Raw genomic sequence first — 21295 nt, forward strand, 5'->3', positions numbered from 1 at the left:
GGTGGCGGGCGGTCCGGAAGCCGGCGGCGTCCATGGCGTAGGCGGCGCCGGTCTCCAGGAGGTCCTGGGGGCGGTCCTGGCGGCGGGGGCGGTACGAGGTGTCGTGGTTGACCCCGGTCCCGGAGCCGTCGGGGGCCGCCCGCCAGAGGAAGCCGTGGAAGGGGGCCGCGGTGAGCGCGGAGTCGGCGGCGCCGGACGCGACGGCGGCGGCGACGGACTCCACGTCGGAGGCGGTGACGAAGGGGCTGGTGCACTGGACGAGGAGGACCACGTCGACGGTGACGGAGTGCAGCTCCTCGAAGGCGTCGAGCGCGTGCAGCACGGCGGCTTCGCTGGTGGCGGTGTCCCCGGAGATCCCGGCGGGCCGCCGCAGCACCACGGCCCCGGCCCCGCGGGCGGCGTCGCCGATGGCCACGGAGTCGGTGGACACCAGGACGTCGGTGACGGTCGCGGCCCCCAGGCAGGCCCGGACGGCCCGGACCACGAGCGGCATCCCGCCGACGTCGGCCAGGTTCTTCCCGGGCACCCCCTTGGACCCCCCGCGCGCGGGGATCACGGCGAGCACCCTGGGCACGGCGCGGGCCTCGCGGAGGGACCCCGCGGGGGCCGGGACGGTGGCGGCGGCGGGCGTAGCCGCGGCGCGTGACGCGGCAGCGCGGGTGGCGGCGGCACGGGTGGCGGCGGCGCGGGTGGCGGCGGCGCGGGTGGCGGCGGCGCGCGCAACGGCGGCGCGCGTAACGGCTCCGGCCGGGCGGGGGCTCACAGCTCCCCCAGGCGGCGGATCACGGGCGCGACGCGCTGGACGCCGTGCCGGTAGGCGCCCCGGGCGGCTTCGCGCAGGTGGGCGCGGAGCCGGCGGCGCAGCCGGGACCCCTCGGCGCCGGTCCGGGCCGCACCGGGCAGCGGGTGCCCGTCGGGGCCGAGATGGTGCCGGGCCAGGATCCCGGGCAGGTATCCCGGTGCGGTGTCCGGCGTGTAGTAGGGCGCCACGGGCGGGAGCGGGCCGGCGCCCAGCAGCTTCGCGAGGTGGGCCCGCGCGGCGGCGTAGGGGTCGGTGGAGGGGGCCGCGGAGGGGCTGCCCACGCCCTGGGCCGCGAGCCACTCCGGATCGGCCTCGGGGAGCAGGCCCGCGTCGAGCTGGGTCCAGGAGGCCAGGCAGCCGGAGCCCAGGAAGTGGTGGTTGCCGAGAGTCTCGCGGACGCCGAGGTCGGTCAGGACGGCCGTCGGGATGCCCCGGTGGAGGGATTCCAGGGCCGCCGTGGAGGAGACGGTGACCAGCAGGTCCGTGGTGTCGAGGACCTCGCCCATGTTCCCGTACACCAGACGGCAGTTGGAGGGGAGGCCGCCGGGGAGCTGCTCCGCGAGGCGCTGGTACGGGAGCTCCTCCAGGTGCGTGGTGTGCTCCCCCGGGCGGCTGCGCAGTTTGATCAGCACCTCGCGCCCGGGGTGCAGCCGGGCGTGTTCCGCGGCGCGGCGCAGCAGGTAGGTGCGGTCGGCGCGGGCGTCCGGCACGGACGGCTGGACGGCGAAGACCACCCGGTGCACGGTGCTGCCCACCGGGTCGTACGCGTGCGCGTCGGCCGGTGCCAGGAAGGGCAGGGCGGTCTCCACGACGGCCCCGGCGTCGGCGCCGACCCCCTCGTAGACCGTGCGGAACCGTCCGGCGTCGTGGCGGGAGTTGGCGAGGACCAGGTCGGCCCCGTGGCGCAGCAGCAGGCCGTCGGCGAGCTTCTCGTAGACGACTCCGACGTACCCGGTGACGAACGCGGGCCGTGCGGCCGGCTCCGGCCACAGCGCGCGGGCCCCGTGCAGGACGGCCTGGACGGCGCCGCCGACCAGGGCGAGGACGATCACGTCGTACGGCTCCGCCTCCGGCGCCGACAGTTCGGCGAGGAACCCCGCGCAGGTGACTTCGGTGAGCCGGTCCGCCCGGACCCCGACCTCGCCGAGCTGGCGCGCGGTGGGCGTGGCCCGGCCGCGGAGCAGGTATCCGGTCAGGTGGACGGAGTCCGGCTCCGGGGAAAGGCGGCGCGCGGTGAGCGCTCCCCATTTCCAGCGGGTGTCGGAATCGGCGAGTACGGCCACACGGAGGTCGGCCCGATGGGCCGCGCGGTTGCTTGCTGGCACCCGGCAGAAGTTATTCCGGCTTTTCGGTGATCGGCCCAACGAACGTACAACAGCGGGTTAACAACCCGACTACTCAATGCGAAAGCGTGCGGGTTAACACTCCCGCCGTGCGTCGTTCACATGGAATCCGCGTCCGGGCCACAGTCAATGACGAACGGCGCTCTAATGTCTCGCGAGTGCTCAAGCTCTCTGTTGTCGTGCCGTTCTTCAACGTGCAGACGTATGCGCCGGATGCCCTGAAAAGCCTCGAAGTCAACGCTCGGGACGATTTCGAGTTCCTGCTCGTCGACGACCGCTCGACGGACGGGACGCCCGCGCTCCTGGAACGGGCGGCCCGCGAGCTGCCCGGCGCCGTGCACCTCAGACACGAGCGCAACGGCGGCCTGGCGACGGCCCGCAACACCGGTCTGGACGCGGCCCGCGGGGAGTACATCGCCTTCCTGGACGGGGACGACTGGCTGGCGCCGGGCCATCTGGCCCGTACCCTGGCCGCCATCGAGGCCCTGAACTGCGATTTCGTCCGCACCGACCACGTCCAGTGCACGGGCAGGGCGCGCAGTGTCCAGCGCGTGCCCTACGGGCCGGAGTCGGTGGTGGCCGATCCGCGCACCGCGATCCTGCCCGTCGCCCGCGCGACCTCGGTGGACTATCCGTACGCCTGGGCGGGGATGTACCACCGGCGGCTGCTGGACCGCGGGCTGCTGCACTTCACGGACGGTCTGCGGACGGCGGAGGACCGGCCGTGGATCTGGCGGCTGCACCGGGAGGCGGAGTCCTTCGCCCCGGTCGGTCTGCCCGGAATCTTCTACCGTCGCGGGGTTTCCACCTCGCTGACACAAATCGGCGACGAGCGTCAGCTCGATTTCATTCGGGCATTCGATCAAGTTCTGTCGGAAACGGCCGCCGATCGGGAATCCGATCTCCTCCTCCCGAAGGCCGTCCGCACATATTGTGCAATTATCGCGCACCATGTCGGGTCCATCGAAAGGTTCGAACCACCCGTGGCCAGAAAACTCCGCTCGATGAGCGCGGCCGCACTCGGCAGAATGCCGCAGCAGGTCCTTGACCAGACCCTGGACGCGATGGACGCCGACCGCGCGGCCCTGCTCCGCCGGCTCCGCCGGCGCTCCACGGCCGGATCCGCCCCCGCTACCCCTGCGGCTCCCACGACCCCCGCGGCTCCCACCGCGTCCGCCGGGGTGACGGCGTGAACGTCACCCAGATCTTCCTGGCCTCCACCCTCTACGGCACGGCCACCCTCGCCGCCGCCCTCGACGCGGACCTCTTCCCGCCCGCCGGCCGCCGCCTCCTGCTGACCAGCAACCACTCCGTCACCGCCGAGATCACCCCCGGCCTGGCCGACGCGCCCGGCTTCTCCGCCCTGAGCACCCGCTTCGACGCGGTCCTCGACTGGAACGCCGTCATCGCCCCGCAGCACCCCAGCACCTGGAGCCCGCGCGCCGAGGACGTCCCGCTGTGGGAACGCCAGTTGCGCTCCTCCTGGGGCCTGGGCGCCGACCGCGTCGAGCTGATCGTGGAATCGCTCCAGGTGCCGCCCGCCCAGAGCCTGTGCCGGCTCTTCCCCGGGGCGGCCATAGAGGTCTACGCCGACGGGCTGATGAGCTACGGCCCCACCCGCTTCCGCCTCGACCCCGCGCTCGGGATGCGCGTACGGCGGGTGCTGCACCTGGACCTCGTGCCGGGCCTGGAGCCGCTGCTGCTGACCGAGTTCGGCGTACGGGCCGAGGCGATCCCGGCCGCCGCCTTCCTCAAGGTCATCGGCGAGCTCGACGCGGCGGTGGAGACGCCGGCGGAGCTGCCTCCGGCGCCGGCCGACCCGGGCTCCGGTGCCCCCGCGCTCCTGCTGGGCCAGTACCTCTCCGCCCTCGACCTGGTGCCGGCCGCCGAGGAGGAGGAACTGCACGTGGAGATGGTCCGGGGCGCGCACGCGCTGGGCCACCGCGAGCTGGTCTTCAAACCGCACCCCAGCGCCCCCGCCGCCTACTCCCGCCGGGCCGAGGAGGAGGCCGGACGGCTCGGCGTCCGGCTCACCGTGCTGAGCACCCCGGTGCTCGCCGAGACCCTCTACGAGCGGCTGCGCCCGGCCCTGGTCGTCGGCTGCTTCTCCACGGGACTGCTGACCGCCGCCACCCTGTACGGGCTCCCGGTGGCCCGGACCGGCACGGGGGCCGTCCTCGCGCGGCTGTCCCCGTACCCGAACAGCAACCGGATCCCGCTCGTGCTGGCCGACGCCCTGCTGCCCGACCTCGCGGACCCCGCGGCCGTACGCTCCTGGACCCCGCCGGGACCCGAACGGGTCGCGGCCGACCTGACGGGCCTGCTCGCGGCGGTGGGCTACACCATGCAGCCCAAGATCCTCACGGAGCACCGCGCGGAGGCCGAGCGCTGGCTGACCGCGCACCTGGCCCCGGACACCTGGCGCTACTTCACCCGCCGCCGGCTGACCACCCTGGGCCTGCCGGGCGGCATCCCGGCGCAGTTGTCCTTCCTGCCCCGCAGCCGGACCGCCCGCCGGCTGGCCCGGCTGCTGCGCAGGGCGGTCGGCTAGCCGCCGCGCCCAGCCGCCGCACCGCCCCGGGCGGCGCGGGCTACGGGGTGACCACGACCTCGTCCACGCGGCTCGCCGCCTGGAAGTGGGTCGCGTCGGCGGGTGCGTACCGCGCCGTCCAGAAGCCCGTCCGCTCGGCAGTGAACACGTGGGAGAAGGCCCCGTCGGCGTCGGTCCGCGAGGAGCCCATGAGCGTCCAGGCCGCCGCACCGGCCGGCCGGAAGTAGTACTGGACGCTCTGGCCGGCGAAGGGTTCCCAGGCCGGGTCCTGGCGGGTCAGCTTCCCGGCGACCGCGATCGGCCCGCCCTTCTCGACCGGCTCGGGCGCGGCGTTGAAGACCGGGACGGCCGTCGGGGTCCGCACGGCCCGGACGGCGGGCGTCGCGGAGCCGTGGACGTCCGGGGTGCCCGCGTACCGCATCCGCACGAAGCCCGGACCGGGATAGTGCAGCGTCGTCTCCACCCGGGCCGGGGCGTTGTCCCCGGGCCCGGTGGCGACGTCCACGCTCTGGCGGGTGGTCCAGTCGGTCGCGCCGTCGGCCGAGTACTGCACGTCCACCGTCATCGAGGTGACGCCGGCCGGGATCTCGCCGCGGTCGAACCGAGCCTTGACCTTCACGTTCTTGGCGGCGTCCGCCTCGGCCGTGAAGTCGACGAAGGCGGTGCCGGCCGTGGTGTCCACGGTGACGTTCATGTTGGTGGTGCTCAGCCAGGGCGTGTTGTCCCGGGTCTTCCACGTGGTGTCCCCGCGCAGCGGCTGGATCACGGTGAAGCGCCCGGCGTCGTCCGTCAGCGCGGACGCCCCGCCCGCGCTGATGGCGGCTCCGGCGGGCACCGGCCTCCAGGTTCCGTCGGCGGCTTCCCAGGTGGCGGTGCCGCTGACCCGGGCCTCCGTTCCGTAGGGGCCGGTCAGCGTCGGGGAGTCCAGGGCGATGCGCGCGCTCACGGCCCCCACGGGGACGGGTACGGACCGCTCGCCCCTGGCTCCGTCCTCCTCTGCGGCCAGGTGCAGATACGTCTTGTAGAAGTCCTCCCCGTCGCCGTTCTCGGCACCGGAGACCGTGACCATCGACTCGAAGCGCCCCCGCGCGTCGGTGGTGAGCCGGGTGATGACGGAGCCGGTCCTGGCCGTGAACGCGCCCGTGAACGGCTTGGTCGAGCCGGTGCGGGGGTCGTGGACCGTGATGTAGCCGGAGACCACCGTGCCCGGGTGGGCGAGGGAGACCACGTTCGCGGCCTCCACGTGGTCGAAGGAGAGGAACGCCTTCTCGTTCTGCGTGGCCTGGGCGGCCGCGGGCACGGTGAGCACGGCCGTGGCGGCCGTCGCGGCCGTCACCGCCGTCGCCGCACAGAGCAGTGCGCGGATGCGCTTCTTCATTGATCCCCCGAGATCGATTCTTTGATCAATCAAGGGACCGGCCACAGCACCGGATGGTTGTACGGCGAATCGGTCGAAACGGGCCGGGTCAGCTCACGGCGAGCTTCGCCGCGAAGCCCAGGAACAGCACGCCCGCCGCCGAGCTGGCCCCGGCGGCGAGCCGCTTGCGGCGCCGGAAGGCGGCCGCCAGGCGGTTCCCGCCGAAGATCAGCGTGGTCAGGTAGAGGAAGCTGCCGATCTGCATCAGGGTGCCGAGCAGCAGGAACGACAGCGCCGGGTAGGCGTAGGCCGTGTCCACGAACTGCACGAAGAAGGACATCAGGAAGAGGATGGCCTTCGGGTTGAACACGCTGATCAGCAGCGCCCGCCGGTAGGGCCGTTCCGTCTCGCCGGCCTTCACCCCGGCGGCCACCGCGGACGGCTCCGGGGCGTCCTCGGCGGCCCCGGCGCGCTCGCGGCGGGCGCGCCACATGGTCCACGCGCCCCGCAGCATGCCGATGGCGAGCCAGGTGAGGTACCCGGCGCCGAGCAGTTTGACGACGCCGAACACGATCGGGCTGGTCTGCAGCAGCGCCCCGGCGCCGACCGCGGCCAGGGTCATGAGCAGGGCGTCTCCCGTGAACACGCCAGCGGCGGCCCGGTACCCCTGGCGGACCCCGCCGCGCGCGGCGACGGAGAGCACGTAGAGCGAGTTCGGCCCCGGCAGCAAAATGATCAGCACCAGGCCGGCGAGATACGTCGGAAGATCTGTGACACCCAGCATGTGCAGGAGTGTCCCATGAGGACACACCTGTCGCGCCAGTCGATTTCACGGACTGGGACCACATCGCAATCAGCCATGGTCACCAGCCGGAATCAGCCGGCACGTACGTCCCCCACACCTCCCGCAGCGCCCCGCACACCTCCCCCACCGTGGCCCTGGCCCGCAGCGCCTCCCGCATCGGGTAGAGCACGTTCTCCGTGCCCGCCGCCGCCTCCCGGAGCGCCGCCAGCGCCTCGTCCACGGCCGCCCCGTCGCGCCCCGCCCGCAGGGTGGCCAGGGAGGCCCGCTGCCGGTCCTCGATCGCCGGGTCCACGCGCAGCGGCTCGTACGGCTCCTCCTCGTCCAGCGCGAAGCGGTTGACCCCGACCACCACGCGCTCGCCGCTCTCGGTCTCCCGGGCGATCCGGTAGGCGTTCCGCTCGATCTCCTCCTTCTGGAAGCCCGCCTCGATCGCGGCCACCGCCCCGCCCATCGCCTCGACCCGTGCCATCAGGTCGAGCGCCGCCGTCTCCACCTCGTCCGTCATCCGCTCCACCGCGTAGGACCCCGCGAAGGGGTCGACGGTGTACGGCACGTCCGTCTCGTACGCCAGCACCTGCTGGGTCCGCAGCGCGAGGCGGGCCGACTTCTCGGTGGGCAGCGCGATGGCCTCGTCGAAGGAGTTGGTGTGCAGCGACTGGGTGCCGCCCAGTACGGCGGCCAGGCCCTGCACGGCGACGCGCACCAGGTTGAGCTCGGGCTGCTGCGCCGTCAGCTGCACCCCGGCGGTCTGGGTGTGGAAGCGCAGCATCAGCGACTTCGGGTCCCGGGCCCCGAACTCCTCGCGCATGACGCGGGCCCAGATCCGGCGGGCCGCGCGGAACTTCGCGACCTCCTCCAGGAGGGTGGTGCGGGCGACGAAGAAGAACGACAGCCGGGGCGCGAACGCGTCGACCTCCATCCCGGCGGCCAGCGCGGTGCGTACGTAGGCGATCGCGTCGGCCAGCGTGAAGGCGATCTCCTGCGCGGGCGAGGCCCCCGCCTCGGCCATGTGGTACCCGGAGATGGAGATGGTGTTCCACCTGGGGAGCTCGGCCCGGCAGTAGCGGAAGACGTCGGCCGTCAACCTCAGGGAGGGGCCGGGCGGAAAGATGTAGGTCCCCCGTGCGATGTACTCCTTCAGCACGTCGTTCTGGACCGTGCCGGTCAGCAGGCCGGGCTCGATCCCCTGTTCCTCGGCGACCAGTTGGTAGAGCAGGAGCAGCAGCGCGGCCGGCGCGTTGATCGTCATCGACGTGGACACACGGTCCAGCGGGATCCCGTCGAACAGCACCCGCATGTCCTCGACCGAGTCGATCGCGACGCCCACCTTGCCGACCTCGCCGTGCGCGAGCGGGGCGTCGGAGTCGTGGCCCATCTGGGTGGGCAGGTCGAAGGCCACGGACAGCCCGGCGGCGCCGCCCGCGATGAGCTGCCGGTAGCGGGCGTTGGACTCGGCGGCGGTACCGAACCCGGCGTACTGACGCATCGTCCAGGGCCGCCCGGTGTACATGGTCGGGTAGACGCCCCGGGTGTACGGGTACTCCCCCGGCTCCCCCAGCCGGGTTCCGGGGTCCCAGCCGGCGAGGTCGTCCGGGCGGTAGACGGGCGCGATCGGGACCCCGCTCTCGGTGTGCCGCTCCATGTGACGCGCTCCTTCGTGGCTCCGAGGTGCCCGGGGCTGATAAAACGTCCCCGCGGCGGCCGCGCGGCGACCGCTGGTCACAATGGCGCAACATCGCGGCCGTCCCTGCAACTGACCACGCCCACGTGGCATCACCTAGATACACACGTAGAAATCGGGGGACTGCTATGCACCGCAAGAAGGTAATAATCCGAGCACTGGGACTGGCCACCGCCGTCGCGCTCGCCGCGACCGCCTGCGGACCGCAGAAGACGGATGCCACCGGCTCCGGTTCTTCCGCTCCCGCATCGCCCACGGCGGTCGCCTCTCCCGACGCCTCGCCGTCCACGGACGGAAAGCCGGGCGACGCCTCGCCGTCGGCGTCCCCGTCCACGTCGCCGTCGCCTTCCGCCTCCGCGTCCGCCTCGCCCTCGCCGACCGTGAAGCAGGTCATGGCGAACGGCGACGACAGCGAGCAGGTCCGCGAACTGCAGGCCCGGCTGCGCCAGCTCAAGCTGATGTCGGTCGCCCCGACCGGCTTCTACGGCTCGAAGACGACCGCCGCGGTCAAGTCCTTCCAGTCGAAGAACGGCCTGTCCGCCACCGGCGGCGTCGACGAGGCCACCTGGAAGAAGATCCAGAACGCCACGAAGAAGCCGACCGCCGACGAGCTGCGCCCGCCGACCGTCAACGAGCCGGACGCGCCCGACGCGCGCTGCATGACGGGCCGGGTGATGTGCATCAGCAAGGAGAGCCGCACCCTCGCCTGGATGATCGACGGCAAGGTCGTCTCCACGATGGACGTCCGCTTCGGCTCGGAGAACACCCCGACCCGCGAGGGCGTGTTCGACGTGGGCTGGAAGGCCAAGGACTGGACGTCGACGATCTACCACACGCCCATGCCGTACGCGATGTTCTTCAGCGGGGGCCAGGCCGTGCACTACTCGGCGGACTTCGCCGCCCGTGGCTACGCCGGCGCCTCGCACGGCTGCGTGAACGTCCGGGACAAGGCCAAGCTGGCGACGCTGTTCGACGCGGTGAAGGTCGGCGACAAGGTCGTCGTCTACTGGTGATCCGCGGGCGGCCGGGCGGGGGAACGCCCCGGCCGGGCGCGGAAGGTCGGAAGGTGAGGGCGCGGGCGGGATCGGGGGAACGAATCCCGCCCGCGCCGGTTGCGCAGAGCCCAGGGGTACGGGGGGAACCCCGGCTCATGCGCGGCCGATGACCAGTCGGCTCGTTATGTACTGCGCCGCCGGTTCGAAAAGTGTTACAGGCGGGGCGCGAACCGTTTCAGGCCAGTGTCCGGTACCCGGTCCTCAGCGGCGCTGGCCCGCGTCCGGGGCCTTCGGCTGAGCCGTCCCGGCAGGGACCAGCCCCAGCGAGCGCGACGGGGATTGCGGGCCCGCGGGCGAGCCCGGCGGCTCCCCGGCCGAACCGCCGCCGGTGGCCACGTCGAGCACCACCTTGCAGTAGCCCGGGACCCGGAGCAGCCCCTTGGCCAGGCGTACGAGCTTCTCGCGGCCGGCATCGTCGAGCCGCCCCGACCGGTAGTCCCGGCACAGCTCCACCGCTCCGGTGCGGCCGTCCCGGTCCCGGTCCGAGTCGTCGGCCGGGTCCGTCGCCATGCCGTCCACGCCGCCCGTCCGGGACCGGTCACGGCCGCCGTCCTTGCCCGCGGCCGAGCCGCTCGCGGACGGCTCCGTGCCGATTCCGGCGCTCGTCCCGGCGGCGTCGCCGGGTCCCGTCGTCGTAGGTCCGTCAGTGCCGGGGGTGGTCCCCGGGCCCGGGGAGGCGCTCTTGCCCTCGCCGCCGGGCGGCGCGGTGGTGCGGGACGGCGCGAGGGGCGCCGCGTAGCGTCCGTCCGCGGAGACGGCCGGGGAGGATCCGACCGTCACCGAGGCGGCCGGCAGCCCGCCGGCGGTGTCCCGGGAGTCCCGGTCGAGCAGCCCGGTGCCCGCGGCGGCCGCCAGGCCGCCCACGGCGACGCTCGCCACGGCGGCGGCGAGGGCGAAGCGGACCGGCCGTCCGCGGCGGGGTCCCGGTCGGGCCGGGCCCGCGGGCGGGCCGAGCTCGACCACCGTGTCCGCGGAGCCGAACAGCGCGGTGTCCGGAGCCTTCGTCTGCGCTTCCGCCCGGAGTACGGAGCCGCGCGCGCGGAACGCGGCCACCGCGGCGGCCTCTCCGCGCAGTTCCCCGGGCAGCCCGCCGGAGGCCACGGGTGGCGGCTCGGCGAGTGCGTCGAGGGCGGCGCGCAGCCGCTCGGCCCGGACGCGGGCGTGGTGCTCGGCGCCAGGTGCGGCCGGTTCTCCGCGCAGCAGTCTGTCCGCCGCGGCTTTGTCCAGCCACCTGTCGCGCTCGTCGGCCATCACATGTCCTTCTGCGTCCGCCAACGTGAATCCGTCACACCGGTTTGTTCTACGAGGCCCGCGGCGCGGGCCCGCTGCGCCGGTACGGCGTCGAGGTCCCGCCCGCCCCCGGCGCCCCGTGCGCGACTCCCGTCATTATCGCCGAGGCGGTGCCCCCGCCCGGCCCCGACGCCGACGGCCGATCCGATGCCGGTGCCGATACCGGAATCGGGGTCGGAATCCGGGTCGTAGTCCCCGTCGACGGCCTCGCCGAGCAGCTCGGCCAGCTTCTTCAGACCCCGGTGCGCGGCGGTGCGCACGGCGCCGGGGCGCTTGCCGAGGGTCTCGGCCGCGCTCTTGGCGTCCAGCCCGACGACCACCCGCAGGACGACGGCCTCGGCCTGGTCCTGCGGGAGCTGGGCTATGAGTTCCATCGTGCGGCAGGTGGAGAGGGACTCCATGGCCTCGCCGGCGGTGTCGGACTCGGCGGCGTGGCCCGTCAGCTCGGTCTCGTCCCCGCCGACGGCGGGCCGGCGCCCGCGCATCCGGATGTGGTCGAGGGCCCGGTTGCGGGCGATGCGGGCGGCCCAGCCGCGGAAGCGGTCGGCGTCGCCGGTGAAGGAGTCGAGGTCGCGGGCGATCTGCAGCCAGGCCTCGGAGGTGACGTCTTCCGCGTCGCCGTCGCCGACGAGCGTGCGGACGTATCCGAGCAGGCGCGGGTGCACGGCGCGGTACACAGAACGGAACGCGAGCTCGTCGCCGTCTTGTGCCGCGAGCACCGCGGTGGTCAGCTCCGCGTCGTCCCCCAGCAAAATCCCCAACCCGTTCACAGTCCCGTTTGTGTGGCGCAAATCAGCACGTTACGGCCTTCAAGCACCTTCGTCCACGAGTTGTACAACGCGCAACCATCCCTGCGCGGAGCGAGGTGTGACACAAAACGCACCGAAGACGCTGACAGGGGTGCGGGCTTGTCGCACGAGTCCGCGACGGATGGCGGCCGGGGCCTCTCCTGTGGGGGGTGGCGGCCTCGGTCGCCCTCCCCTTCCCGGCCTTCCCCACGGCCATCATGCCCCGGCCCCCCGCGGGGGACCCGAGCGGCCCCGCACCTGGTCCGACATGCGCTCCCGTCATCCTTTCGGCTCACTTCCGAGTGAAAACCCGGAATGGGTACGACACACCCGGCTCCGCGTCGATAGCGTGGCGGGACACCCGCGCCACGCCACGAGGAGCCCCCCGCTGTCCAGCCACCTTCCGGCACAGGCCCGCGGAGGCTCCGACCCTTCCCACGGCTCCCCCTCCCTCCACGACGCCGGCCCGTTCGACGGCGCCGGTCCGTTCGACGGCGCCGGTCCGTTCGACGAGGTCGGCCCCTTCCACGACACCGGGCTCGCACGGTTCAACGCGCTGTCCCCCGAGGCCGCCCACTCCGCCCTGCTGCACTGCTGCGGCAGCCGGCGCTGGGCCCACCGGGTGGCCGCCCACCGCCCTTACCCCGACTTCGGCGCGCTACTCGCCGCCGCGGACGAGGCTTCGTACGACCTCTCCCAGCCGGACCTCTCCGAGGCACTGGCCTGCGAGTACCCGCCGGAGCTGGAGCACGGGGCCGCGTACGCCGCGGTGCTCGCGCTCGACGCGGCGCACGGGGAGTACGAGCGGACCTTCGGGCACGCCTTCGTGATCTGCCTCGACGGGACCACCCCGGAGGAGCAGGCGGACCAGCTGCTGGCCGCGATCCGGCGGCGGATGGAGCTGGACGTGGACGAGGAACGCGCGATCTCCGCGGACGAGCTCCGTCGCGTCGCGCAGGTCCGACTCGCCGACCTGACACACTGGCTGACCTCGGCAGATGGGGTATCTGCTGCCGAATTCGGGCTATTCGCCCCTGTGGGATAGTCCGTCCGTGCCTGTTTGATCACACCGATGGCCCCCGCGCGAGGGAACCGACAAAGCGTCGCTACGATGTCCGGGGCCGGAGGACCGTACCCGGCCGGGCCCGACCGACAAAGAAGCCGGCTGGCCCCCGCCCCGCTTCCGGAGGGTTTTCCGTGCCGGCTGGAACGTTGTACCGCGGCCGGGAAGGAATGTGGTCCTGGGTGGCTCATCGAGTCACCGGCGTCCTCATTTTCTTCTTCCTGTTCGTACACGTCCTCGACACCGCACTCGTCCGCGTCTCCCCTGAGGCGTACGACGATGTCGTGGCTACCTACAAGACTCCGATCGTCGCGCTGCTGGAGTACGGCCTCGTCGCCGCAATCCTGTTCCACGCGCTCAACGGTCTCCGTGTCATCGCCGTGGACTTCTGGTCCAAGGGCCCCCGCTACCAGAAGCAGATGCTCTGGACCGTGGTGGGCATCTGGGTCGTGCTGATGGTCGGGGCCCTGTACCCCGTCCTCGGACACGCTTACCTCGAACTCTTCGGGAAGTGACACGCATGTCTTCTGACACTTCTTTCGAAAAGGGCATCGGTGACGTGGAGGGCGTGTCCCTCTACGACGTCGACAACCCGGCGCCGTACATCGAGGCCCCGCGCAAGCGCACCAGCAAGACCCCCCGCTCGACCCGCGGCAACTTCGAGATGGTCGCGTGGCTCTTCATGCGCCTCTCGGGCATCGTGCTCGTCGTCCTGGTCCTCGGCCACCTGCTGATCCAGCTCGTCCTCGACGGCGGCGTCTCCAAGATCGGCTTCGCCTTCGTGGCCGGCCGCTGGGCCTCCCCGTTCTGGCAGGGCTGGGACCTGCTGATGCTGTGGCTCGCGATGCTGCACGGCGCGAACGGTCTGCGTACCGTCATCAACGACTACGCGGAGCGCGCCAACACGCGTCTGTGGCTCAAGGGCCTGCTCTACACCGCCACGGTGTTCACCATTCTTCTGGGCACGCTGGTGATCTTCACCTTCGACCCGAACATCCGCTAGGCAACGGGGCTGAGGCGAAACCAATGAAGATCCACAAGTACGACACCGTCATCGTCGGGGCGGGCGGCGCAGGCATGCGCGCCGCCATCGAATCGACGAAGCGCAGCCGCACCGCCGTGCTGACCAAGCTCTACCCCACCCGCTCCCACACGGGCGCGGCGCAGGGCGGCATGGCCGCCGCGCTCGCCAACGTGGAAGAGGACAACTGGGAGTGGCACACCTTCGACACGGTCAAGGGTGGTGACTACCTGGTCGACCAGGACGCCGCCGAGATCCTGGCGAAGGAGGCCATCGACGCGGTCCTCGACCTCGAGAAGATGGGCCTGCCGTTCAACCGCACCCCGGACGGCACCATCGACCAGCGCCGCTTCGGCGGGCACTCCCGCAACCACGGTGAGGCGCCGGTCCGCCGGTCCTGCTACGCCGCGGACCGCACCGGTCACATGATCCTCCAGACGCTCTACCAGAACTGCGTCAAGGAGGGCGTGGAGTTCTTCAACGAGTTCTACGTCCTGGACCAGCTCCTGGTCGAGGAGGACGGCGTCAAGAAGTCGGCCGGCGTGGTCGCGTACGAGCTCGCCACCGGCGAGATCCACGTGTTCCAGGCGAAGTCCGTCATCTACGCCTCCGGCGGCACCGGCAAGTTCTTCAAGGTGACCTCCAACGCGCACACCCTCACGGGTGACGGCCAGGCGGCCTGCTACCGCCGCGGCCTGCCGCTGGAGGACATGGAGTTCTTCCAGTTCCACCCGACCGGCATCTGGCGCATGGGCATCCTGCTGACGGAGGGCGCCCGCGGTGAGGGCGGCATCCTCCGCAACAAGGACGGCGAGCGCTTCATGGAGAAGTACGCGCCGGTCATGAAGGACCTCGCGTCCCGTGACGTCGTCTCGCGCTCCATCTACACCGAGATCCGTGAGGGCCGCGGCTGCGGTCCCGCCGGTGACCACGTGTACCTGGACCTGACGCACCTGCCGCCGGAGCAGCTCGACGCGAAGCTCCCGGACATCACCGAGTTCGCGCGCACCTACCTGGGCATCGAGCCGTACACGGACCCGATCCCGATCCAGCCCACCGCGCACTACGCCATGGGCGGCATCCCGACGAACGTCGAGGGTGAGGTCCTCATGGACAACACCACCGTCGTCCCGGGCCTGTACGCGGCCGGCGAGGTCGCCTGCGTCTCCGTGCACGGCGCGAACCGCCTGGGCACCAACTCGCTGCTGGACATCAACGTCTTCGGCAAGCGCTCGGGCATCGCGGCCGCCGCGTACGCCCACGCCCACGACTACGTCGAGCTGCCCGAGAACCCGGCGCAGCAGGTCATCGACCAGGTCGAGCGGCTGCGCAACTCCACGGGCAACGAGCGGGTCGCGGAGCTGCGCCTGGAGCTCCAGGAGACGATGGACGCCTGCGTGATGGTGTTCCGCACCGAGCAGACGATCAAGACCGCGGTCGAGAAGATCGCGGAGCTGCGCGAGCGCTACCTGAACGTGTCCGTCCAGGACAAGGGCAAGCGCTTCAACACGGACCTGCTGGAAGCCATCGAGCTGGGCAACCTGCTCGACCTGGCCGAGGTCATGGCCGTGTCCGCGCTGGCGCGCAAGGAGTCCCGCGGCGGCCACTACCGCGAGGACTACCCGAACCGCGACGACGTCAACTTCATGCGCCACACCATGGCGTACCGCGAGGTCGGCGACGACGGCAAGGACTCCGTCCGGCTGGACTACAAGCCCGTCGTCGTCACCCGCTACCAGCCGATGGAGCGTAAGTACTGATGGGCACCCCGACCCTGAGCAAGACGGACCAGATGGAGGCGGCGGCCGCCGCCTCGCCGTTCATCACGGTCACGTTCCGGATCCGCCGGTTCAACCCGGAGATCTCGGACGAGTCGGTCTGGCAGGACTTCCAGATCGAGATCGACCCGAAGGAGCGCGTGCTCGACGGTCTCCACAAGATCAAGTGGGACCTCGACGGCACGCTGACCTTCCGCCGCTCGTGCGCGCACGGCATCTGCGGCTCCGACGCGATGCGGATCAACGGCAAGAACAGGCTCGCCTGCAAGACGCTGATCAAGGACATCAACCCGGAGAAGCCGATCACGGTCGAGGCCATCAAGGGCCTGACGGTGATGAAGGACCTCGTCGTCGACATGGAGCCCTTCTTCCAGGCGTACCGGGACGTCATGCCGTTCCTGGTCACCAAGGGCAACGAGCCGACGCGCGAGCGCCTGCAGTCCGCCGAGGACCGCGAGCGCTTCGACGACACCACCAAGTGCATCCTGTGCGCCGCCTGCACGTCCTCGTGCCCGGTGTTCTGGAACGACGGCCAGTACTTCGGCCCGGCGGCGATCGTCAACGCGCACCGCTTCATCTTCGACTCGCGCGACGAGGCGGGCGAGCAGCGCCTGGAGATCCTGAACGACAAGGACGGCGTGTGGCGCTGCCGCACCACCTTCAACTGCACCGACGCGTGCCCGCGCGGCATCGAGGTCACGAAGGCGATCCAGGAAGTGAAGCGTGCGCTGATCACGCGCCGCTTCTGATTCCGTCGTAGTCAGTCGTACGAAGGCTCCGCGCCCGGTGTTCGCACCGGGCGCGGAGCCTTCGGCGTTTCCGCCTGTCAGCCCCTGCCGATCTGGCTGGTGATCGTCGGGTCCGTGATGGCGGTGTCCGCGGCCAGCAGCATCGCCTTGCTCAGGATCACCGCCAGGGTGCGGTCCCCCTCGAAGGGCAGGTACCCGGTCTCCGGGGAACCGCCGCCCTTCGGCACGATGCACAGGTACTGGTCGTTCGGCTCCATCAGGATGTTGCCGGAGCCGAGGTGGATCTTGTACGTGCGCAGCTCGCCCCGGACGTGCAGGAACCGGCCCTCGATGCGGCAGCGGTCCGCGATCGCCAGCCTCGGCACCAGCCGTTCCAGCAGCGTCCGCCGCGTCTCGGCGCTCTGGCCGAGCTCGCCGAAGCCGTACGAGGTCCAGTACTCGCGGAACCTCCCCCCGGGGCCGCCGTCGGACCAGGTGGGGTCGTTGCCCACGCTGGCGACCCCGACGAAGAGGTCCACGTCGCGCAGCACCTCGCTGAGCACCAGCTCGGGTATCTCGGTGAGCGGGAGCGGGTCGACGGGATCCCGGCCGTCGCGCAGGTACATGGTGTATCCGCCGCCGTAGGTGCTGGCCTGGTTCTGCGGGGCGTCGAGGGGATAGAAGCGCACCTGATCGGTGCGCAGCCGCAGGTAGCTGCCGGAGTCGGTGGTGGTGTCGGCCTCGTAGTTCCCGTTCCCCTCCCCCTCGATCCAGTACTCCGCGCGCAGCCCCCACTGCGGGAGCTCGCGGACGGCGGGCGGCGCGCTGTCGTCGACGCAGAGCCGGAGCTTGTTGCGCCAGCCGCGCACGGCGGCCAGCGAGTGGAACTGGTGCTGGCGCAGGACGTGGCCGGCGAAACGGTTGGAGTACGTGCCGGTGGCGCGCTCGGCGTCGGTGAGCGGATACACCTCGCGGTGGGCCTGCTTGAACGGCTGGGTGATCGCGAGCTCTTCGAGGCGCTCGCGCACGGCGGCGACCTCGGCGGGCTCCCGGCCGACCGGGTGCCAGAGCCGGACCTCGGCGTGGGCGGCGACGCACAGCGGGTCGCCCGCGACCGTCCGGATGTCGTGGCCGTCGTACACCGCCGGAACGCCCGCGACCGTCCAGACCAGGCGGCGGGCGAGGGTGCCGACCAAGGGGTGGTCGAGGTACCGCTCGCGCCAGGCCCCGTAGGTCCAGGTGCGGCGGGCGAGGAACTGCCGGTCGAGGCGCTCCGCCTGGGCGGCCAGCATCTTGTCGATGTCCTTGACGGCCGCCTTGAGCTCCGTGAGCTCCTCGGCGTGCCCCTGGCGGACGGCGGCCGGGACGGTCTTGACCGCCTTGCCGGCCGCGTTGCTCCAGGACAGCAGCACCTTCGGCCCGCGCACCTCGAGCAGGGCGACGGCCGGCCCGAAGGGCAGCTCGGCGCGCCCGACGTCCGTCAGGCCGGCCCCGCCCAATCCATACGTGGGCACGGCGAGCTCCTCGATCTCCTCCCGGCCCAGACCGAGTGCCTCGGCGCGCGCCTCCAGGGCCGCGTCGATGACCTTGAGGGTGCCCTTGAAGGTCACCCGGGCTGCCAGCCGGGCCAGTTCGGCCAGGGCCGCCTCGCCCTCGGTCCGGGACAGGGCGGTGACCCCCGCGTTGGCCACCTTGGGATTGCGCGGGCCGAGGCCCGGGACCTTCTTCAGGCAGGTCTCCACGAGCCGGCCCAGGGCGCGCGGTATCTCGGGGTGCGCGGGCAGCAGCGCGAGCAGCCAGGCCAGGCCGCGCAGGGCGTTGGCGTTGTGGGCGTCCAGCTGGCCCTCGTACCAGGTGTGTTCCAGGGTCAGCGTGCGCGGCCGGTCCACGAGCGCGAGCCAGCCGATGACGGCCTCGCGCAGCGCGTCGGGGCCGGATCCGGTGTCCTCGATGAGAACGCGGGCGGTCTTCTCCCACTTGGGGGTCGGCCGGGCGGCCGTGGCGGTGGCGGCGTGGGCGAGCAGGGGATCCCAGCGGCCGTCGGCCAGTGCCTCGTCGGCCCACTGCTCGCCGACGTTGAGGGCGGGGTCGGTCAGCAGCCCGAGGGTGTCCCGCACGCCGTACCCGCTGTAGGTCATCAGGGCGCTGCGCCGCAGGGTGGCCACGGCGGCGGGCGGGACCGCGCGGCCCGCGGCCAGCTCGTCCTGCACGCGCGTGGACCAGATCCCGTCGTAGGTGTAGTGGGCCCGCCCGAGTTCCTCGAAGGACCACCGGGTCTCCGTGCCGGGACCGGCCGCCATGTCAGCCACCCACCAGTGCGACGAGCTTGAGGAAGGTGACCTCGGTGCCCGGCAGGAGGTCGATCTCCTGGTCCAGGTCCGTGATCTGACGGTCCCCCACCAGAACCAGGAACCCGTTGCGCCCGAAGGCGGCGAGCGCCGCCTCCACCTGCGCCTGCGGATCCACCGGGCCGTCCTCCTTCGCCTGGCGCACCAGACGGCTGCCGGTCGCCTCGGACCCGGCCACTTCCCGGAATATCCGCCTCCTGATCAACTCGCGCAGTACGAGTCGCTCCTCGGCGATTTCCATCCCCCAGCCGTCACAGCGGCCCCCGGCAGTCGTCTCGTCGACGAACATCACGCTTCCCATGCCCGGAGACTAGGGGCGGGCAGTGACAATCGCTCCACTGAGCCGATGGCGCCTGTGGAATCATCGGGCACATGAGTGAGCAGCAGCCGAACCCTTACGCGAGCGACGGCCAGGGCGACGAGTACAAGTGGGGGCCGAGCAACCCGAGTTACGGCTACCCGCAGCCCTACCCCCAGCCCCCGGCCTACCAGCCGACCATCGCCGGAGCGGGCATCCCCGCCCAGATGCCGCCGATGGCGCCCATGGGGTACCCGGCCGCCGGACTCTCCCTGGGCGACATCACGATCGCCGGGGACCAGATCATCACCCCGTCGGGCAACATGCCGCTCAGGGGCGCGATCTGGAACGCCACGGACTTCTCCCGGACGGAGGAGAAGATCCCGGCGCACGCGATCGTGCTGGCCGTCATCTTCTTCCTTTTCTGCCTGCTCGGCCTGCTCTTCCTCCTGATGAAGGAGCGCCGCACCACGGGCTACATCCAGATCACCGTGAACAGCGCCGGCCGCCACCACTCCACGATGATCCCCGCGGTGGACCCGGGCACCTACATGTGGGTCATGAGCCAGCTCAACCAGGCGCGCGCGCTGAGCATGTGAGTCCGGCCGGGCGGCCGGGCGGGAATCCGGTGGCGGATCGGGGGCCGGTCCCCGAAGATCACCGGATGACCATTTCTCATGATGTGGACGGTCCCGCCGACGCCCCGGCCGTCGTCCTGCTGCACTCCTCCGTGTGCGACCGTCGGATGTGGGAGCCGCAGTGGCGGCCGCTGCTCGACGCCGGGTTCCGGGTGGTCCGGCCGGACTTCCGGACCTGCGGCGACTCCCCCGCCGCCGAAGCCCCGTACAGCGACCACGGGGACGTACGGGAGCTGCTGGACCACCTCGGCATCCGGCGGGCCGCCTTCGTCGGAAGTTCCTACGGCGGGCGGGTCGCGCTGACGCTGGCCGCGCTGCGCCCGGAGCTGGTGAGCGCGCTCGCCCTGCTCTGCCCCGCCCGGCCCGCGCAGCGGCGCGGCCCCGCACTGCTCGCCTTCAACGCCGCCGAGGCCGCCCTGCTGGACGCCGGGGACCTGGAGGGCGCGGCCGCGCTCAACGCCCGCCAGTGGCTCGGCCCGGACGCCGACGAGGCCGCGCACACGCTCGTACGGGCCATGCAGCTCGGGAACCTGCGGGGCGCCCTGACCGCCGACGAGGACCACGAACTCCCCGAGCCCGCCTTCGAGCCGGCCGCCGTCACCGCCCCCGTCCTCGCCGTCGGCGGCGCGCACGACATCCCCGACTTCCGCGACGTCCCCGCCGAGCTCCCCTCCCTCGTACCCGGCGCCGTCCACGTCGAGCTGCCCTGGGCCGGACACCTCCCCTCCCTGGAACGCCCGGAGGAGATCACCCGGTTGCTGCTGCCCTTCCTCTTCGGGGCGGCCCTCCCGGAACGCTGACAGAGGCGTCCGCACATTCGCTTGAACCTGTTCAAAAATGGGTCTACAGTCAGCACTGTCAGCAGTTGAACACGTTCAAGGGGGCTGAGGGCAATGGACCTCACCGTGGTCGCGTACGTCATCTACCTGCTCATCAGCATCGGACTCACCGTCTGGGTGGCCCGCACGCTCAGCCGCAACGGCCGCGTCTTCATCGGCGACGTCCTCCAGGGGAACGAGAAGCTCGCGGACGCCGTCAACCAGCTCCTGGTGGTCGGCTTCTACCTCGTCAACATCGGCTTCGTGACCCTGTACCTGCGGTCGGCCGACGAGATCGTCGCGGCCCGCGGGCTCTTCGAAGCACTGTCGGTCAAGCTCGGAGTCGTGCTCCTGGTCCTCGGCGTCATGCACCTCGGCAACGTCTGGGTGCTGAACAAGATGCGCCGCCGGGGCATCATGGAGCGCCAGCAGACCCCGCCGGTCGCCCCCCAGGGGTGGACCGCGCCCCAGGGGTGGACCGCGCCCACCGGGGCCTGATCCCCGTGGCCACCGCGGCGACCCGGCACCTGACGGTGCTCTACGACGCGAACTGCCCGCTCTGCGTGCACATCCGGCACTGGCTGCTCGGCCAGCGCTGGCTGGTACCGCTCCGGCTCATCCCCGCGGCCTCCGTCGAGGCGCAGCGGCGGTACCCGCAGCTCGACCACGCCTCGACGCTGAAGGAGATCACCGTCATCGGCGACTCCGGACAGGTGTGGAGGGGGACGGACGCCTTCATCGTGTGCCTGTGGGCGCTGGCCGAGCACCGGCCGAAGGCGAACTGGCTGGCCACCCCGGCCGGCCGGCCCTTCGCCAAGGCGGCCATGTACACCGCCTCCACCTGGCGCGAGGCGTTGCGGGACGGTTCCCCGGCGAACGACGGGGAACCGGCCTGTGACGACCAGTGTTCCGCGCCCCGATAGGCTCGGGA

20 protein-coding genes and 1 pseudogene are annotated in these 21295 nt (G+C 72.0%); 12 read left to right on the plus strand and 9 right to left on the minus strand.

The window, feature by feature from the left end; all coding sequences use genetic code 11:
* Positions 1 to 202 precede the first annotated feature (202 nt).
* Together AC3IX6_RS13590 and AC3IX6_RS13595 are read right to left on the minus strand one after the other, a co-directional pair.
* Positions 203 to 763 (minus strand): annotated as a pseudogene (locus AC3IX6_RS13590) (acylneuraminate cytidylyltransferase family protein); the annotation flags it as partial.
* Entirely contained in the window at positions 760 to 2127 is a 1368-nt protein-coding gene (locus AC3IX6_RS13595) for a DUF6716 putative glycosyltransferase (protein ID WP_489370377.1), read from the minus strand. The gene AC3IX6_RS13595 and the pseudogene AC3IX6_RS13590, both read right to left, overlap by 4 nt.
* Positions 2128 to 2303: 176 nt before the next feature.
* On the opposite strand from AC3IX6_RS13595, the gene AC3IX6_RS13600 reads away from it, so the two are divergent.
* Positions 2304 to 3338 carry a glycosyltransferase family 2 protein gene (locus AC3IX6_RS13600; protein WP_489370379.1) on the plus strand — a complete coding sequence of 345 codons (1035 nt, stop codon included), beginning with the start codon at positions 2304 to 2306 and terminating at the stop codon, positions 3336 to 3338.
* Entirely contained in the window at positions 3335 to 4696 is a 1362-nt protein-coding gene (locus AC3IX6_RS13605) for a polysialyltransferase family glycosyltransferase (protein WP_489370381.1), read from the plus strand. The genes AC3IX6_RS13600 and AC3IX6_RS13605 overlap by 4 nt, the downstream gene beginning before the upstream one ends.
* Before the next feature lie 40 nt (positions 4697 to 4736).
* Here the strand turns inward: AC3IX6_RS13605 and AC3IX6_RS13610 are convergent, their stop codons facing one another.
* The 3 genes from AC3IX6_RS13610 to AC3IX6_RS13620 all read right to left on the minus strand — a co-directional run bounded on the left by AC3IX6_RS13610 (position 4737) and on the right by AC3IX6_RS13620 (position 8500).
* A complete protein-coding gene (locus AC3IX6_RS13610; RefSeq protein WP_489370382.1) occupies positions 4737 to 6074 on the minus strand; it encodes a hypothetical protein in 1338 nt (445 codons plus the stop codon).
* 88 nt (positions 6075 to 6162) lie between these two features.
* Positions 6163 to 6837 (minus strand): leucine efflux protein LeuE, encoded by a 675-nt coding sequence (leuE, locus tag AC3IX6_RS13615; RefSeq protein WP_489370384.1) that lies wholly within the window; start codon positions 6835 to 6837, stop codon positions 6163 to 6165.
* A 79-nt stretch (positions 6838 to 6916) separates the two neighbouring features.
* On the minus strand, positions 6917 to 8500 hold the full coding sequence (locus AC3IX6_RS13620) for an acyl-CoA mutase large subunit family protein (protein ID WP_489370385.1): 1584 nt from the start codon (positions 8498 to 8500) through the stop codon (positions 6917 to 6919).
* Positions 8501 to 8667: 167 nt separating this feature from the next.
* Between AC3IX6_RS13620 and AC3IX6_RS13625 the strand changes: the two genes are divergently transcribed.
* A complete protein-coding gene (locus tag AC3IX6_RS13625) occupies positions 8668 to 9552 on the plus strand; it encodes a L,D-transpeptidase family protein (protein ID WP_489370386.1) in 885 nt (294 codons plus the stop codon).
* 243 nt (positions 9553 to 9795) lie between these two features.
* Here the strand turns inward: AC3IX6_RS13625 and AC3IX6_RS13630 are convergent, their stop codons facing one another.
* Both AC3IX6_RS13630 and AC3IX6_RS13635 read right to left on the minus strand, forming a co-directional pair.
* Positions 9796 to 10845 carry a hypothetical protein gene (locus AC3IX6_RS13630; RefSeq protein WP_489370387.1) on the minus strand — a complete coding sequence of 350 codons (1050 nt, stop codon included), beginning with the start codon at positions 10843 to 10845 and terminating at the stop codon, positions 9796 to 9798.
* A complete protein-coding gene (locus AC3IX6_RS13635; RefSeq protein ID WP_489371442.1) occupies positions 10845 to 11636 on the minus strand; it encodes an RNA polymerase sigma factor in 792 nt (263 codons plus the stop codon). The genes AC3IX6_RS13630 and AC3IX6_RS13635 overlap by 1 nt, the downstream gene beginning before the upstream one ends.
* Before the next feature lie 385 nt (positions 11637 to 12021).
* Here AC3IX6_RS13635 and AC3IX6_RS13640 point away from each other — a divergent pair, with 385 nt between their 5' ends.
* The 5 genes from AC3IX6_RS13640 (at position 12022) to AC3IX6_RS13660 (ending at position 16283) form a co-directional block, all read left to right on the plus strand.
* On the plus strand, positions 12022 to 12717 hold the full coding sequence (locus AC3IX6_RS13640; protein ID WP_489370388.1) for a 2-oxo-4-hydroxy-4-carboxy-5-ureidoimidazoline decarboxylase: 696 nt from the start codon (positions 12022 to 12024) through the stop codon (positions 12715 to 12717).
* 152 nt (positions 12718 to 12869) lie between these two features.
* Positions 12870 to 13250 (plus strand): succinate dehydrogenase, cytochrome b556 subunit, encoded by a 381-nt coding sequence (gene sdhC, locus AC3IX6_RS13645; RefSeq protein ID WP_266880720.1) that lies wholly within the window; start codon positions 12870 to 12872, stop codon positions 13248 to 13250.
* Positions 13251 to 13255: 5 nt separating this feature from the next.
* A complete protein-coding gene (locus AC3IX6_RS13650) occupies positions 13256 to 13738 on the plus strand; it encodes a succinate dehydrogenase hydrophobic membrane anchor subunit (RefSeq protein WP_250744034.1) in 483 nt (160 codons plus the stop codon).
* Between the two features lie 23 nt (positions 13739 to 13761).
* On the plus strand, positions 13762 to 15516 hold the full coding sequence (gene sdhA, locus AC3IX6_RS13655; protein WP_489370389.1) for a succinate dehydrogenase flavoprotein subunit: 1755 nt from the start codon (positions 13762 to 13764) through the stop codon (positions 15514 to 15516).
* Positions 15516 to 16283, plus strand: coding sequence for a succinate dehydrogenase iron-sulfur subunit (locus tag AC3IX6_RS13660; RefSeq protein ID WP_389692690.1), 768 nt, complete (start codon positions 15516 to 15518; stop codon positions 16281 to 16283). Before sdhA ends, AC3IX6_RS13660 begins: the two co-directional genes overlap by 1 nt.
* Positions 16284 to 16360: 77 nt before the next feature.
* Here AC3IX6_RS13660 and AC3IX6_RS13665 read toward each other — a convergent pair whose 3' ends face one another.
* Positions 16361 to 18562: a DUF4132 domain-containing protein gene (locus tag AC3IX6_RS13665; RefSeq protein ID WP_489370390.1), complete on the minus strand. Its 2202-nt coding sequence runs from the start codon at positions 18560 to 18562 to the stop codon at positions 16361 to 16363.
* A 1-nt stretch (position 18563) separates the two neighbouring features.
* On the minus strand, positions 18564 to 18911 hold the full coding sequence (locus tag AC3IX6_RS13670) for a hypothetical protein (protein ID WP_489370391.1): 348 nt from the start codon (positions 18909 to 18911) through the stop codon (positions 18564 to 18566).
* A 71-nt stretch (positions 18912 to 18982) separates the two neighbouring features.
* Between AC3IX6_RS13670 and AC3IX6_RS13675 the strand changes: the two genes are divergently transcribed.
* From AC3IX6_RS13675 to AC3IX6_RS13690, 4 genes are all read left to right on the plus strand, one after another.
* Entirely contained in the window at positions 18983 to 19507 is a 525-nt protein-coding gene (locus AC3IX6_RS13675; RefSeq protein WP_489370392.1) for a hypothetical protein, read from the plus strand.
* Between the two features lie 65 nt (positions 19508 to 19572).
* Positions 19573 to 20346 carry an alpha/beta fold hydrolase gene (locus tag AC3IX6_RS13680; protein WP_489370393.1) on the plus strand — a complete coding sequence of 258 codons (774 nt, stop codon included), beginning with the start codon at positions 19573 to 19575 and terminating at the stop codon, positions 20344 to 20346.
* A 93-nt stretch (positions 20347 to 20439) separates the two neighbouring features.
* Positions 20440 to 20862 carry a hypothetical protein gene (locus tag AC3IX6_RS13685; protein ID WP_489370394.1) on the plus strand — a complete coding sequence of 141 codons (423 nt, stop codon included), beginning with the start codon at positions 20440 to 20442 and terminating at the stop codon, positions 20860 to 20862.
* A complete protein-coding gene (locus AC3IX6_RS13690; RefSeq protein WP_489370395.1) occupies positions 20838 to 21287 on the plus strand; it encodes a thiol-disulfide oxidoreductase DCC family protein in 450 nt (149 codons plus the stop codon). The genes AC3IX6_RS13685 and AC3IX6_RS13690 overlap by 25 nt, the downstream gene beginning before the upstream one ends.
* The last annotated feature ends 8 nt before the right edge of the window (positions 21288 to 21295 follow it).

This window comes from Streptomyces sp. GL_141 (genome assembly GCF_057834385.1).

Bases quoted from the DNA above. Each gene is read 5' to 3' on its own strand.
- AC3IX6_RS13610 (WP_489370382.1), bottom strand. From the start codon at position 6,074: ATGAAGAAGCGCATCCGCGCACTGCTCTGTGCGGCGACGGCGGTGACG.
- leuE (WP_489370384.1), bottom strand. From the start codon at position 6,837: ATGCTGGGTGTCACAGATCTTCCGACGTATCTCGCCGGCCTGGTGCTG.
- AC3IX6_RS13620 (WP_489370385.1), bottom strand. From the start codon at position 8,500: ATGGAGCGGCACACCGAGAGCGGGGTCCCGATCGCGCCCGTCTACCGC.
- AC3IX6_RS13625 (WP_489370386.1), top strand. From the start codon at position 8,668: ATGCACCGCAAGAAGGTAATAATCCGAGCACTGGGACTGGCCACCGCC.
- AC3IX6_RS13630 (WP_489370387.1), bottom strand. From the start codon at position 10,845: ATGGCCGACGAGCGCGACAGGTGGCTGGACAAAGCCGCGGCGGACAGA.
- AC3IX6_RS13650 (WP_250744034.1), top strand. From the start codon at position 13,256: ATGTCTTCTGACACTTCTTTCGAAAAGGGCATCGGTGACGTGGAGGGC.
- sdhA (WP_489370389.1), top strand. From the start codon at position 13,762: ATGAAGATCCACAAGTACGACACCGTCATCGTCGGGGCGGGCGGCGCA.
- AC3IX6_RS13660 (WP_389692690.1), top strand. From the start codon at position 15,516: ATGGGCACCCCGACCCTGAGCAAGACGGACCAGATGGAGGCGGCGGCC.
- AC3IX6_RS13665 (WP_489370390.1), bottom strand. From the start codon at position 18,562: ATGGCGGCCGGTCCCGGCACGGAGACCCGGTGGTCCTTCGAGGAACTC.
- AC3IX6_RS13670 (WP_489370391.1), bottom strand. From the start codon at position 18,911: ATGGGAAGCGTGATGTTCGTCGACGAGACGACTGCCGGGGGCCGCTGT.
- AC3IX6_RS13675 (WP_489370392.1), top strand. From the start codon at position 18,983: ATGAGTGAGCAGCAGCCGAACCCTTACGCGAGCGACGGCCAGGGCGAC.
- AC3IX6_RS13680 (WP_489370393.1), top strand. From the start codon at position 19,573: ATGACCATTTCTCATGATGTGGACGGTCCCGCCGACGCCCCGGCCGTC.
- AC3IX6_RS13685 (WP_489370394.1), top strand. From the start codon at position 20,440: ATGGACCTCACCGTGGTCGCGTACGTCATCTACCTGCTCATCAGCATC.